Below are 17,199 nucleotides of genomic sequence, written 5' to 3' on the forward strand. Positions count from 1 at the left end.
ATTTGATGGTAAAGAAGGCGGTTATCAAACCCAGCCATTATTTAGCTTAGATGAACCGATTTTAGACATGGCACAAGATGCCTTAGGTCAACTTTGGGTCATGACAGGTCGTGCCTTATTATTGGTTGACAGCCAAAATGGACACATCACTGATACCGTAACCTTAGCCAATGAAGCACCGCTCACACATGCACTGGCTATTGAACCAAAAACTGGCAAAATTTATGTCTCCAGTGGTGATGGTATTGAAATTTATGATCCAAAAGCCACGGATAAAACCAAAGCTTGGCAACACTTTAGCAACCATCAAGTGCGAGACTTAGCTTTTGGACCAGACGGGCGTTTATGGGGAGTACAATGGGATGGAAAAGATATTACTGATAGCCAGTATGGTCATACCCAAATCGTTAGCTTTCCCATGAGTGGTCGAGAAATTGGTCGTGCCCAGCTTGAATATAATTTATCTGGGGTGATTAATAGTATCGCCTTTGGTCAGACTGGTAGTGAGCTTGCTGGACTACTGCTTGCAAGCAGTCAAACAGGTAATATGGTGAAGCAAACTTCTGCATCCAATCACAGTGCTAACTTATGGATGATTAATCTAAATACGCGTGAGATTGTTAGTGTTGCCAAAGGAGGGACACGTGCAGAAGCGTTAGTGACCACAGAAGATGGTCGTATCTTGGTGGCACAAACTGGTTTTGTTGATGAAGTTGCACCAATTAAAGCACCAAAAGTGGTTGCAAGCTCAATGACTGACGGTGCGTTACTACCATTACCAGTCAATCAAATCACTGTAAGTTTTGATCAAATTATGTGGACAGGTAGTAATGGTCAAGACTCGCAAGACCCAAGCAGTGTGCTAAACTCCAATAACTATCGTTTGGTCTCTGTGAGTAATGGTAGTAATCAAGTGATTCACCCAAGTCAAGTGACTTGGCATGAGGGTTCTAAATCAGCCATTCTAACATTTGGCAATATCAATCCTGATCAATGGCGTTTAGAAGTTGCTTCAAATGTAGTAAGTCGTGCCAAAGTACGCCTTGATGGTGTGTATGTGGTGGGCTTTACCACAGTGAGTGACCTGACCAATCAGGTTAAAATTGAGTTTAATGATACCCGAGCTGACCGTTTAACTGGTAGCATTAGCTATGATGTTAATATCACCAATACTGGAGTAGATGATCTTAAAGGACCACTCATGTTGCTCATTGACCCTGGTCAATACTTTAATGGTAGCCTAAATGCCAATGCATTATCAGGTGCACAACAAGGGCTATGGGTGATTGATGCTGGTGAAGCACTCAAACAACAAGGTGGCAAACTTTCGCAGGGACAAACCTTACATAATGTGACTGTTACCATGGTTAGCCCACAAGATTTAAGTACCAGTCAAGCCGGTGGCGTGTTCATTAAAGCAAATCTGAACCATCAAGTGTATGGCTTGCCTTATGCCAATCTACCACCCACATTGGCAACGTTTGCCACAACGACGGTCGTTGATGGTGCAGGTGTCTTGCAAACGGTGAGTGAGATTAGTACCAGTAGTGAGCTTACAGGTGCACAAGTCAATCAAGCGTGGCAAGTGCCACTGGTCGCCATTGATAGTGATGGTCAATCCTTTAACTGGGTGTTGATAGATGCTCCATTAGGCATGACATTAACACAATCAGACAAGATTACCACAACGAGTACAGGTGATTATCAGAATATTGCTACCTTACATTGGACACCAACAGCCGAGGATTTGGCAGATACCAGTATCTTGGTTAAAGTCATTGACAGTCGCGGTGGTGTGGCATTAAAACGCTTTAATATTTCAGTTGCAGGTGGTAATCATGCTGTGGTTATTACCCAGCCAAGAAATGTAAGGCTAGTGGAAAATACCACACTAACTTTACCGATTGGGGTTAGTGATGCCGATGGTGATGTTATCACCGTCAGCTTTAATAACCTACCCAATGGTGCACAATATGATGCAGCAACACGCACTCTAACTTGGACACCAAGTTATGATCAAGCTGGGCGTTATGACGACATTGAAATCATCGCCAGTGATGGCAAATCCATCAGTAAGCAGGTGTTTAATATTGAGGTAAGTCAAGGCTATGCCAAACCACAACTGCCTGTGATGCCTATTCAAAACTTACGCGAGGGAGAAGCCTTTGGAATGCAACTGCCTGGCTTTATGCCAGGAGGGCTAGTACAAGCAGATGGTACCAAGATAAGTCTTGAATATTATGCTAATGTATTACCAGCAGGGATGACGCTCGATCGCCAAACTGGTTGGTTAAGCTGGACGCCTAGCTTTACTCAGCACGGCAAAACCGAGCTACCAATTCGCTTGATCGCCACCTATCAACCAGCAGATGGCAGTCGTCCAATTACCACGGTAGCTAGCCAAACCTTGGTATTGGATGTCGCCAATGCTAATGGTGCACCGGTGTTTATGGATAATCAGCCTTGGCAAATTATGGAGGGTCAGCCATTACGCATTAGTACCTTTGCTATGGATCCAGATAATCCAAGCTTTACTCCCAAAGTACGTTTTGCAGAAGGTAAACCTGCAATTAGTGAAGATGGCACCGAACTGCCATCAACGGTTAGCTATGAGATTAAAGGTTTGCCAGAAGGAGCAAGTTTTGATGCTGAAACCTTGCAAATCAGCTGGACACCGACCTATCAACAAGCAGGTACTTACTATGTTGAAGTGATTGCCACAGATAATGGTGATGGTACAGGAGTGCCTGCAATCAGTAAAATGGTTGTGCCGATTCAAGTAAATAACGCCAATCGTGCTCCCATATTTGGTCAGCTCGATAGTGTGGTGGTAAAACGGGGTGAAATTCTCGATATTCCAGTTTCAGTCATTGATTTGGATGGTAATGATATTCACTTAGCCTTATCAGGTTTACCACGTTTTGCCACATTTACTCAAACCTCAGTTGAAACAACTGCAAAAGGTCGTGTAGTGTCAGGCATCATCCATTTGGCACCAGATGCTGGCGATAGAGGTAGCCATACCATTAGTCTTAGTGCCACCGACAATGGTGATGGCGATAGCAATGTCGCCCAGCAAACCACTACGTCATTTGTGGTTACGGTTCAAAGTGAAACCGAAGCGCCAGTCATTAACATGCCAAGTCATTTGGTGGCTATTGCCGGACAAAAGCTATCCATTGCAGTAAACGTCAGTGACTTGGATCAAGATAATTTAAGCTATTTACTGCAAGGCTTACCAGCAGGTGCTAAACTTATTCAGGGTGTGCGTTATGGTGAGGCAACCCTTGAATGGACGCCAACCACCGCTCAAATTGGTCAATACAATGCTACCTTAATTGTCAAAGATAGTGGCTTACCTGCCGAAAACTCAGGGTATGCCATGCCTGAAAACCCAGTAGAAAATGCAACCAGTATAGATTTTATTATTCAGGTTAAAGCAAGTAATACAGCACCAGATGTGCTTAATATCAGTGCAAATGGTCAGTTGATTGAGGATACGAATTTCACAACACCGCTGATGATTAATGCTAAAGAAGGCGAAGTGCTCAATCTGCAAGTAACAGCTCGTGATGGCGATGGCGATAGCTTGTACTGGACAGCAACAGGCCTGCCCAGCGGTATGACACTTAATAGCATGGCATTGGGTGATGGTCAAAGCGTGCTTAATCTAAACTGGTTGCCTGGTAGTTTTGCAGCACAACTAGATAATGGACTAGGCAAAGGTAGTTACTTAATCACCTTGACTGCCAGTGATGGCATGGTAAGTTACGAGCGTCAGATACGTATTGATGTCGCTAATACCAACCAAGAGCCGGTGCTACTACCGATGCCAATGCAATTGGTGTATGAAGGTCAAACCCTAGGTTTTACCGTCATGGCACAAGATGCTGATGGTGATGCGTTACGTTATAGTTTGGTTTATGATGATACCACTCCTAAGGATTTACAATTTAACCCAACGACTGGCTATGTGGAGTGGACGCCAACGGTGGGTACGGTGGATAATGCCACTGCCAAGGACAAGACGTATGAATTGACTTTTGAGGCTACCGATGGACAGGCACGCATCTTACGTACGGTGCAAGTGCGCGTACTGGATGTCAATCGTGCACCTACTGTTAGTGCAAGCAATCATGCGGTTGTTGTCGGCAACACGATAAGTTTACCAATCATTAAAGGTGCTGGTCAAACAACACAAGCTGGTATTTACCTACAAGATGCTGATGGTGAGCGACAAACACAAGGTTTAACCGTTAGCTTTACAAACTTGCCCGAAGGAGCGGTGTATGATGCTACTCGTGGTGTGCTTGAATGGACACCAGGACCTGGTCAAATAGGAGATTATCAAATCACAGCCACAGTCAGTGATGGTCGCAGTGATGGTTATCAGGTGTTTACCTTACGAGCAGTTGCGGATAATGCCAGTATTCGACCAGATATTTTAATTAATCTTACTCCACAAACGCCAATACTACCAGGTCAACTAGCCACAGCCACCATTCGTGCACAAAGCTATGCAGCCATTTCAAGTGTTCATGTACAAGCACGAGGTGCTGGCATTGGCACCAATAACTGGCAAACAGTTGAGCTTGATAATGCCGGACGCTTAAAAATCACGCCAAGCCACCCTGGTTTGGTCGAAATCAAAGTGATCGCCACCGACGTAGATGGCTTTAGCCATACCGCCACAGAGCAACTGCGGATAAAAGACCCAGAGGATACTAGTGCGCCAGTATTGCAATGGACAGGTGCTTTACAAGGGTTGCAAGCAGGTAGTGATCCGCTACGTATTAGTGATATTACAGAAATTAGTGCACTACTTCAAGACACCCAACTCATGGGCTATCACCTACAAATCGCTCCATCAGTCATGGGTCAATCTACACAAAGCTTGGTGTGGCAAACCTTGGGTGAAAACGGTTATGTCGCTCAAACGATAGATGCACAAACCACCCTTGCTACGCTTGATCCACGTTTCTTTAATAATGGAGTATATCAACTACGCTTGACGGCATGGGATTTAAGTGGTCGTACAACCACTCAGGTAGTTACGTTGCTTATTGACAATGCCGATAAGATTGAACGTGTGAGCAACACCGATATGGTCTTTAGTTTAGGTAACCACACATTGGCGTTGACTCGTACGCTTATCCCAGATAGTACTCAACAAGATCTGGGGAATTGGCAGTTGCCACTACTTGATAGTCAGTTGACCCACGACCAAGCACTTAAAGATGCCACAGGCGCTGTTGCACCATGGCGTCAAGGTGCTCATGTGTGGTTACAACTACCAAATCTAGCAAGTAATCTAGATAACACGAACGCCTCAACGAACTTAAGCTTTAGCTTAGAGCTTGAGTCGCTAGGAGATAATTTATATCGTCCGGTGTTTAGCCAAAGTCAAGGCTGGCAACTAAGTGTAGGTGAGCTAAACTCACAACCAGTTCAGTTGACCTTGCAGGGCGGTCGTTTATACAATGCAAATACTGGTCTTGCATGGGTACCGACGGACTTTGTAGTGACCGATACTCATGGCAATCGTTACCAATTATCAGCACAAGGTCAATTACGTCAAGTGATATTTAGTGACAATACGCAGTGGCTCGTCTCTGATAGTGGCATTGTGTTGGTTGGCGATGCCACACAGCAAGCTCGCATCCAATTTATCCGTGACGATAAAGGTCGTATTGAGCGTATTGTAGGTCTAGACACCCAAGGACAATTGCAAAGCTTGGTTTACCGTTATGATGAACAGGGTCAGCTCGTCACTGCCCGAAGCTTAGTTGGCGATAGCGTCAACAATCGCTATGGTTATAACCAAGATGGTGGCCTATTGATGCCAAAAGATGCCCATTATTTGGGCTCTGCGGTAAATTGGGGCAATGCCTCACAAAGTCGTTGGCAAGGTAATTTATCTGACATACCAACTTATCTTACCTTTGGAGTGCGTGATAGTGAATTGGCATCAACACGTAAAGTTGTTGGTAGTACTGGTAGTGTCATTGTTGCTGTGCATACCACAGGCAAAACCAATGTAGGAGTGAGAGGTCAAGGCGCGCAAGTGATTGGTCAATCCATCAATGCGCAAGGAGTTACCACAACCTTAATTCGTGTTACCAAAGCAGGCTTTAAAGCATTGACCTTAACTGGCAGTGGGGAGGCCACCGTCGATCTGGTGCTAGCAGGCGACATGAACCGCGATGGCAACATTGACGGTTTGGATTCGGTCATGCTTGAAAAAGGCATGACTACAGGTAATTTGAACTTAGATGTGAATGGTGATGGTCAAATTACGACTGCTGATCGTCAAGTGCTGTTTAGTAACTACGGCTTTAAAGCCAACCAAGCACCAGTTAAGGCATTAACTGCCGATCAGCAACAATTTGCCAAAACTCATGTTGATTTGGGTAAACAAGTCAGTTTAGATGGTGTTGCCCAAGATTTGGAGGGTGATCAAGTATTCTGGCGTGTGGTCGGTGGTAGTCATGGTGTTGCCACATTAAACGCAGATGGCAAAACCTTAAATTTTAAACCCGAGATTGGTTTTAGTGGTACAGCAACGGTCATCGTTCAAGCTGATGATGGATTTAGCCGTTCCAATCCAATTGAATTAAGTTTTACAGTTAGTGATGCTAAGCTAGTACTTATTAACATTGAGCGGATTCAAGGGTTGGCACTTGGTAGTGGAGATAAGCTTGCTTTAACTGGCGATTTTACTGATGAGAAAGGCGTTGAGCTACCTGCTGATTACGTGCGTTTTGTGTCCAGTAATGATAAAGTTGTGTCAGTCGATGCCTTAGGTAATGTACGAGCTACAGGCGAAGGACAAGCAATTGTAAAAGCCATTGCTCGTGGTATTGAGGCGGTGAATGTGTTTACGGTCTCGGTGGATAAGCCGTACGAATATAGCGGTATTGAAGTTGATGTGTATCCATTAGCGGTCAGTCTGCCAATCAATGGTCAGCGTCAGTTAAAAGTGACGGAGTATGACGGTACCCGTATTGATGCAGCCAGCAAAGGCTCAACCTATTATATCAGTGATAGTAGTATCGCCGATATCACGGCTGATGGCTTGATTATTGCGAAAAAAGCAGGTAACGCCAAAGTGTCAGTGATTAATGATGGTCGTCAATACGATCTGGTACTACATGTGCAAGAGCCGATTGTCGGTGCAGGCGTGGTCTCAGCTTCTGATGGTGTAGTGGTCCAAGATGAGAAAGGTAATCAGCTCATGGTAGCACCAGGAGCACTCAAAGATGGCACGAAGGTGTCTATTAACGAGATTGGGCTTGATGAAGTGGGGATGCAATTGCCTGCGCCACAAGTGCTATCTACATTGGGCGCTTATCAAATTGACTTGTCTAATCAAGAATCTGGGTTACCTTTGCAATTTGCTGTTAAGGTGGGCAACCAAACAATAAATCCTGTAACAGGTAAAATGGTTAATTTGGTCTCTGGCATGGAGGTGATGTTCTGGCGTAAAGGTGTTATTGTCGATGCAAATGGCGTAACTCATGATACTTGGTGGCTTGTAGATAATGGTTATATTGGCGAAGATGGCATTGCACGGACTGCAAGCCCGCCCTATTCTGGTTTAACGAATGGTGGAACGGTCATAGTAACGGCTAATGTAACTAGTAAGAATGATAACACGGGTGAGATGACCATTAAAGGTGCTAGATTTGATATACAATCTGCCTTATGGAGTGCTACTAATGCTATTGGAATAGGGTTGGGCCCTGTAGCGGGTTTGTCAGTTGGTGCTCTACTAGGTGTTTTGAATGGGTTTAGTTTAATTGAAGTTACTAAAGCTGGTACTTTCCAACGCTTACTCCCTAATACCTCTTTAGACTTATCTAATCGCACTTTGGTATATCCTGAACTACCAGCTAGCTATTTTGAGGAGGCTAGACCTTATGTGGAACAAATGGAGTTTGAGCCTGATAATAACAAACTCACACTTACTGTTCAAAATTTAGTACCAGAGGGGCAATCTATAGGGAATTTTAAATATAAAGTATGGCTAACACCAGTAGGCGGTAATATTGAAACATCTGATGGTACGTCTACACAAGTTATTAATGGGATGACATGGCAGGCAATTGATGCCACACCCAATGGCAACAAGCTGGAAATTACTATTGATAAAAGTATTGCTATTTCTCAGCACTATATTTCTGTTGAACGTATGGCAACTTATCGTGATGCACAGGGTATAGAACGTACTACTGATTCAATTAATAGCCCATTACATAACACATGGACAATTAAAAAGTTTGATGAGTCAATTGCTGTTGGTATGAACTCAATACAAATTTATAAACAAGGTGCTACCCCAAATCAATTTAGTGAGGTAATTACCTTAACTAAAGATAATGAGGGTAATGATCTATCTTTCCTAGGTGAAAAACGAGATCCTGTTGCGTTTTCTGATGACGGTTCTTTAGCTTTTATTGCAGGGGGTAATGGCAAAATTTATGTGTATGATACAATGATGCGTCGAATTTTTCACACAATTAAATTAGATGACTTAGAGGGGAATATCAATAGTATTACCATTGCAGATGGGTGGTTATATGTTGCAGAAGGCTCACGTTGGGGTGCTTCTACTGATGCTCGTTTGATGAGGGTGAATGTGGATTCATATAGTGAGGAATTTTTAGCAACTAAGCAACAAATAGCTTTATCAATTGGGGGTACTACCAAATATGGTTTTGGGGATATGGCTGTAAGCTTTGGTCGTTACCTTGCCATTACCGAATCTAAAAATGCTATATCTACCATGACGTCCTCCATTCGAACCATTGAAGAACCTGGACGAGTTATTATTGTTGATTTACTAAAAATTGATAAATTAGGCGTATTGGATTCCACTAAAGGATTGCAAGTTATTGATCGCAAAGATTTTGGTGATTATAACGGTAAAGCGCCTGATAGGATTACTGCTGGTATGTTACCAGGCGAGTTTTTGTTATCAAGTGCAGGTAATTTTAAGAATGGTCTAAGTAGTTTACGTCTCGGCGTTGATAATGATACTGGTGATTTACAAAAAACAGTTAAAATTCATCAATTTGATTTAGATATGCGTGCACGTGAAGAAAATTTCAATTTTGTGCGGGGTACCATTCAAGATATTCAGCGAGCATCAGAAACTGTTTTAGTTACTTATGGCAATAGCTTATATGCTATCGTTGCAGATTACCATTTTGATTTTAATGAAGTTGATTGGTTGGATGATAGTTGGTATGAAAAACAAATCACAAAACAACAAGGTGGTAAACTTGCTGTTATTAAAGACCCCTTTGGTTATGAAGGCGATCCAGAATTATTAGGATCAACCATACCGATTGAAGGTGCCACACTAGAAACATTAAGCCTTACGCAAAGTGGTATGCTACAAGCCACTGCTTGGTTTGATGAAGGCTTAACTGGTCCATTCTATCGCACTACCTTTATTTGGGATACAGCTAGAATTATTGATGCTGCTATTCATCATAAAGACAGATATCAGAATCATGTAAATGTAAAAGATAAGGGTTGGTTGCTAGGAAACCCAATTGATCGTTTACCAAAAGAGGATAAAGCAACGGCAGGTAAGCCAATACCTGGAACAACACCTATTAAATTGGACACCTTTCATCAGGGTGATTACAGCAAGTATGTAGCCATACGCGCATTGGAGAATTATCAAGATCCGTTTGCAATCAAAGATATTCCAGTTCTTAATTCAGCAGATCGGGCAACTGCTTCAAATTTGAAGTTGGATAGCAATGTTAAAGTTAAATTAACAGATTTGGGTAATCTTAGTAAAGATTTAATCACTCAACAAGCGAAAGCAATGTTTTTAACTTCAGGCTTGCAAGCTGGTTTGCTTGATATGATGGGTCAAAACTCGAAAAATGAGATGAAGCGCATGAATATTGCTAGGGATTTGATTGTGCAATCTTATAGTGACCCTGAAAAGTCAGCAACGATTATCGATGACGTTGATAATCAAATTCAAACTCTTATTAAGGTAATTGGCGATGATTCGGATGATGCTAATACAGAAGATTATGATGTTATTGCTAAGGTTCTAGCTATTGCAAGACATCTTGAAAAAGCAACGTCTCAAGATTTATTTGAAGAATTACAGATAGAGTTGCCAGATCTTGATTATACCTTTGAAGGAGAGGATACTTTTGGTCTTGATAAATTTGTTAATATGTTTGAAGCTGGTGCTTCTTTTGCGGACTTTAATGCAATTTTTAGACCCAAAGCCAAGTCTATCAACATTGTTACAGGAGGCATTGTACTTGGGAAAACTGCAGCCAAGTCGGTTAAATCGTTAGACAAAGCGAAAAATGTGATCGAAAGCTTGATTAAAATACTCAACAATCAATCAAATAACATCAAAATGGTCGAAGTTATTGCTGGGTCTGCTCATCATATCCGTAAGGCTAAGTCTCAGACAGCTAAGACTGTGGATATTAAAAAGCTAGCTGATGAACATGCTGAGAAATACAAAAAAATGGAGGTTTCAAAACGCAATCAAGCGAGACAGCAAAAGCAACTTAATGAAACAATATCTGATACACAAAAGCCTAAAAAAGAGGTTGGTAAATCAGAAGCGACAAGACCATCCGAATCCTATAGAATTAGACAGACTAAAGATCGCAATGAAAGTCAAAAAGATAAGCGGAAAAATAAAATCAAGCGCGATGCTGGTTATATCAGTATGGGTAGCTCTAGCTCAAGACTAGACTGGGAATCAGAAACAGAACTAAGAAAAGTTATTAAAGATAATAACGATTACTTCCAGCCTGTAGGTAAAGGTTCTACAGAAGCATCAGGTCTTTACACAACTTTACAATACATTTTTAATACGACTACACTAAAAAAATGGGGTGCAGATAAAGATTCCTTGACAAAATATGATAAAAATGGAAATGAAATATCAACTAAAGGACCTGGAACTGTAGCTAATACTTTCGCTGTCAAATTCAAAGTAAAGACTGATAGAAATGCTAGTTCTAAAGATTCTGATATGAGTGAAATTAAGGTTGTTTATCTTGATACAGAATCTCAAAATGGGGTAGCAACCTCTATTGAGTTCTCAAAAGACAGTCGCAGGAAAAATGAAAGTAGCTTCGATAATCCTCGTTTTTATAGTTTCTATGGTCCAGCTAATGAAATTTTAGGCGGATTTAAAATTAATTTATTTCATGCGTCTGCTAAAATAGGAAAGAAATCAGTTTCTCAAATTGAAAATAGTAAAGACATTATAAGTGATGAAATAAGTATATTTATCTCAAAAAAATATGAGAAAAATGGATTATACACTTACTTAATTATGAATCAACTAATTATGGAATTGGATAAATTTCTAAATACAATTGATGATGTAATTGATCAAAATTCTGGTAAAGATCCCGATGATATTGCTGAGGAAATAGCTAAAAATTTACGCGTTAACCTTGTTGACATACATCGTGATGCTGTGGAAACAGTTGATACAGAAACAAACCAAAAAATTCATATTTTTGAAAATCGAATTGATTCAAATGAAGTTGGTAAAGCCTTTGAAGAAAAATTAGCAAAAGAATTGGGGGGTGAGAGTGCAATCCTAAAAAGAGAAGTAACTTATGAGTTATGGAAATTTGAAAATGGTAATTTTGAAGCAAAGAGATCACCTTTTGCCAAAGACTCAAGCCCTAATTCTACCAAAGAAACAGGAGTAGAAGGGCGTTTTGATATTGTCAAAGTTGAGAATGGGAAGATTCAGTTGATTGAAGCTAAGGCAGAAACCACTGATGACATCGAATTTCTGATAGACAAAATGAATAATCAAAGCGCTAAAGGACTTAGTACAGACGATGTCGCCGATTTATCATTTACTGATAATCAAGCATATTTTTATCACGAAATTACCAAGGCTTTAAAAAATAAAGAAGCTAGTCTTGACGAGTTATATATTCATTTAAATAGATTTAATATCGAAGATAGATTTTACGAAAATTTGCTAAAAAATGGCATGTTAGTAACCTACGATGAGATTGAAAACTCTACTGAAGGTAAAAAACTATCTAAAACAACTTTAGGCTCAGGGAATTATGATAAAAATAAGAAAGTTTTTATCGACCCACATAAATTAGCCTCAAGTATTGATTTATATTTAGGTCATGTTGACGTTACTTCTGAACCTTATCAAGTTGATGCTTGGACGGCTTTAAATAACCAACATCAGTTGACAACAAATGATACACAAAAGATTTTTGACCGTAAGCAAGGAAAAGATAAAAAAGGGGAACAAGCTGTTATTTATCGTCGTGGTAGCAATATAAGTTCATTAGATATGAGCTTATTAAATAATTACTACCAAACTGCCATGAATTACTGGCAACAACTAGGTATCGATACCGCCAAACTAAATAATGTCAAGCTGGAGATCTTGGACTTACCAGATGGCACACTTGGGCTTGCCTATTCCGATGGAAGAATACAAATAGACTCCACAGCCAATGGCAATGGCTGGTATCTTGATGACAATGCTCTTGACAGCGATGAGTTTGTGATGCAAGGCAGTCTAGGCACAGCCCTAGCCGATAGCCCTGCCTATGACAAAGTCGACTTGTTAACCGTATTACTTCATGAAACAGGTCATATCTTGGGGCTAGATGACGGCAACCAAGGCTTGATGATCAGTGAAATGCAATTGGGCGAACGTCGTTTACCGTCAGAGTTTGAGCTAGGTTTGATTAATGCTCTAAACCCAAATAGTGGTTTTGTATCTACAACACCGCAAGTGATTAGTGCATCCGTCATCAAACCAAAGCTGGCTGATACATGGCAATGGCATGCAAATATTGCTGCCACTCTGGTCAATCATCACTTTGACCAAGACAACAACAACTGGCACACCACAGGCAACATCCGCTTTGATAGCCTTGCAAAGAGTGTTACCCTATCTGAAGCCACCAATGCCCAAACCAGTCTTCGTCAAGCCTTTAGTCTAACAGCAGATAACCATCTGTTGAGCTTTACCATTGCCGATAAAAAGCTTAAAACAAACACAACCCAAGCAAGCGATGCCTTTGAAGTGGCATTACTCAATGCTCATACAGGAGAAGCTGTCAATAAAATTAATGCACTCACCCATACCGACAGCCTACTCAACATCCAAGCAGACGGTACCGAGCGATTAGCCACAGGCATCACCAAAGTAGCCAATGGTGATGGCACCAGTACTTACTACATTGACCTCACTCAATGGTATGCTGCCCAGACTGCGACAGGCAAAGCCACAGACGTCATGCTAAGCTTTGACTTATTAGGCTTTGGTAATCCTGATAGCCGAGTTACGATTAAAGATATCAATCTTACTCGCAACCCAGTTGCTGTTAATGACAGCTATACCTTTGATGAAGACACCCCACTAACAGGTAACCTCATCAGCAATGATGTCTTAGCAGGCACACAGGTTAGTCAAGTTACCTTACAAACCCAACCTGCTCACGGTACCGTCACCATAGACGCAAACGGTAACTTTAACTATAGCCCAGATGCCAACTACAACGGAGAAGACAGCTTTAGCTACCAATACACCGATGCCAATGGTGATACCAGTAACATTGCCACCGTCAAACTCAGCATCAGCCCAATCAATGATGCCCCAGTCATTGATGAGACCAAATTGCAAGACATCATCAATGGACAAGACATCATCGCAGGCACACCAATCACCCTAAGCCTAACAGCGACTGGTACTGACATTGAAGGTGATCCACTTCATGTTATCATTACGAAGCAACCAGCACATGGTAGCATTACCCAACAACCCGATGGTACCTACACATTGGTATTTGATGAAATGTATGAAGGACAAGACAGCTTTAGCTACACCATCACTGATGGCAATAGCCAAGCAACCCCTGTTACTGCAACCATCAACGTGCTACCATCAAACAAAGCACCGATTGCCACAGAGGGACAATTTACCCTAAATGAAGATGGCAGTATAACGCTTGCTATTGACAGTTTGGGTACTGACCCTGATGGCGATGTGATGACTATTACCATCCATCAACCACCACAACATGGCACACTAACCCAGCAAGCTGACAGCAAAGGCAAGCTAGAACTGGTCTATACTCCCAACTCAGACTACAATGGTACAGACAGCTTTAGTTATAGCCTAGCCGATGCTAAAGCTAGCTCAAGTGTCGCCGTGATAAACCTAACCATTAATGCCATCAATGATGCCCCAACTGTCACAGACATCACCACAACAACTGCTGAAGACCAACCCATCATCATCAATGTTAAAGCCAATAGTAAAGATATTGATAATGACATCAGTGTATTGACACCGATTATTCAGGTGCAACCACAACATGGTAAAGTTAATATTAATACCGATGGTACCATCAGCTACACTCCAGATGCCAACTATCATGGCAATGACAGCTTTAGCTATGTGATGAATGATGGGCAAGCCAACAGTAAGCTGGCAACAGTAACCATTAACATCACCCCAGTCAATGACGCCCCAACCGCAGTTGATAGCCTAGTGGTAGGTATTGAAGACCATCGCCATACATTACGTTGGACAGACTTTATTGCAAGTGATGTTGAGCAAGACACCTTAACCATTCAAATCAATGAGTTACCGACCACAGGCCTGTTGTTAATGCAAAGTGCACATAATACTTGGGGTTTAGTCAAGGTTGGTACTTATTTTACCAAAGCGGACTTAACAGCTGGTAAATTGATTTTTGTTCCTCGTCAAAATCAATCAGGTGGTGCAGGCTTTACTCAATCAGGCTTTGGTGATCAACATCAGCATTATGACCGTATTGGTTACCAGGCCTTTGATGGCTTGGCTTACAGTGATATGGCGTACGTCAACGTTGATATCGTTGCAGTTGCTGATAAGCCAATACTCAATCAAACCACCAAATCAGTTAGTAATGTGTTGTTTAACACGGATTTTGAAAATGTGACGAATCCAAATAACACCTCAACCTTGTTAATGCAAAACTACTTTAGTGGCTGGAAGCTCATTAAAGAAGATGAGAGTCAATGGCAACAGTGGAAACGCTTCTTTACCAAAGGTCATCTACCTTATGGTAACGATGGTTTTGAAATCTGGCAAAATGGCGATATGCTGGCTGATAATTGGGGCATTAGACGTCCAATGAGGGCGAGCAACACCACAGCAAACAACCAATCTTGGTTAGAGCTTAATGATGCTGCAGCAGGTCAAAGCCAAACCTTAGGTATTGAGCGTGAAGTGCAGACCATAGCTGGTGCTAATTATACACTAAGCTTTGACTATGCAGGGCGTAATGGCTATAGCGATTGGTATACTGGTATTAGTGTATATCTAGGCGATACTCTCATCAAGAGTTATCAAAATATTAGCCCCAATAATAAGCTAAACTGGCAACAAGTTTCGGTTAACTTTACTGGTACTGGTAAAGCAGAGACTTTACGCATTGTGGTGGATAGCCATATCAATAGCTTGTTTGGTCGTGGTGCGATGATGGATAATATCAAGCTTGTTGAGACGACCACCAATGTAGGGCGTGAAGACCAAATAATTACTCTTAATGCCTTACAAGCAACCTTAAAAGACACCGATGGTTCTGAAACATTAACCTTAAGTATTGCTAACTTGCCTGTTGGTGCACAATTAAGTGATGGTATTCGTCGGTTTGTTGCTACCAAAGACAATACCACCGCTGTGGTAACGAATTGGCAACTAGATAAGTTAACCTTATTGCCACCAGCAAATTATAGCGGTCGTATTGAAATGAAGGTGGTTGCAACAAGTACTGAACCAAGCTCAGGCAGTGTAGCAACCCAAACCCAAACAATGCTTGTTGATGTTATCGCTGTCGCTGATACACCCACACTGACACTACAAGAGCGGGACATCGCAACACGTCAAATTGCTTATACCAACTTTGAGAATGTGTCCAATCATAACCAAGGTAGTGATAAGTTATACTGGTTTGATACTGGTGCAACAGGTGGCGATGTCTGGTCAGCAACGCCTGCAAAGTTTGGTAAAGTGATTGGTTTTGAGTTCTATTCTATCGGGGATAGAGTGATGCATGGTAAGACCACGACAACTTTATCTAGTTCAGTACATGGTAACAGCTGGGTGATGTTGCATGATGGCTTGGGGCTTGATAACAAAGAAAAAAGTCATCAACTACTGGGTATTAACCGCAATATTAAGACCATCTTGGGTATGACCTATCAAGTGAGCTTTGATTTTGCGGCAATGCCGGGTATTACTCGTGAAGATTTAAGCCGTATTCAAGTGTATGCTGGTGATAAACTGTTGGGTACTGTTCAAGGACTTATTGGCAATACATTAAACTGGCAACATGCAAGTTTTGATTTTGTGGCAACCGCCAATAATACACCAATTCGTTTATTGTTAGATGGGGTTGCACTCGGCAATAAAGATGTCAAAGGTCGTCGAATAATGGTTGATAACTTGTCAGTGGTTGAAATATTGAGCAATAAGATGACATCATCAAGTAGCCATATCTATGCCATCGCAGGTCTAGCCAGTGCATTGCCAAGCATGACAATAAATAGCCTTGATACAGATGGTAGTGAGACATACCGTCTTGCATTGCAAGGCGTACCTGCTGGGGTTACGATCAGTGATGGTGTTTATAGTATTACCAATACAGGGCGTGAGCCGATTACCATGCAGTTAACTGGCATGGATTTAACCAAGCTGACTATTAAGACAAATGATTGTTTTTGTGGTGATATGTCTCTAATTGTGTTAGTATATGCTACTGAAATTAATCAAAGTGAAGCGATGTTAAGCTATCCTATGACGATAACAGTATTACAAGGTCAGCCAGCCATTCCGCAAAGTGGTTATGTATCGTCAAGTTATATGGATAAGACAAAAACAGTGGTTCAATCGCCATTGACTGCCTTGGATACTCGCTTGTCTATTTCTACTGCAAAACCGGTAACAGTAACGCCAACTATGTCAAATTCATCGTTGGTGGTAACAGCAAGACCAACACCTATTGGTAGTGATGATAAACCTGTAACCGACGAGTGGCTGGCGAGTATTGAAAAACAAGCTTTAGCAAAGTGGTTGCTTTAATTTTTTTTCAATCATGATGAAAAACACCAAAATATCTTGATATTTTGGTGTTTCATATCCCACCCCATTGA

General features: G+C 41.6%; 1 protein-coding gene (only partly in view). It reads left to right on the forward strand.

The window, feature by feature from the left end:
- Positions 1–17,128, forward strand: partial view of an Ig-like domain-containing protein gene (locus MOB01S_RS01495; protein WP_066800563.1) — the 3' portion only. The gene continues 15,302 nt to the left of window position 1, outside the view; only the last 17,128 of its 32,430 coding nucleotides appear in the window; its start codon lies off the left edge, out of view; it ends in the stop codon at positions 17,126–17,128.
- The last annotated feature ends 71 nt before the right edge of the window (positions 17,129–17,199 follow it).

Origin of the sequence: Moraxella oblonga NBRC 102422 (assembly GCF_001598275.1) — a bacterium.
GTDB lineage: Bacteria > Pseudomonadota > Gammaproteobacteria > Pseudomonadales > Moraxellaceae > Moraxella > Moraxella oblonga.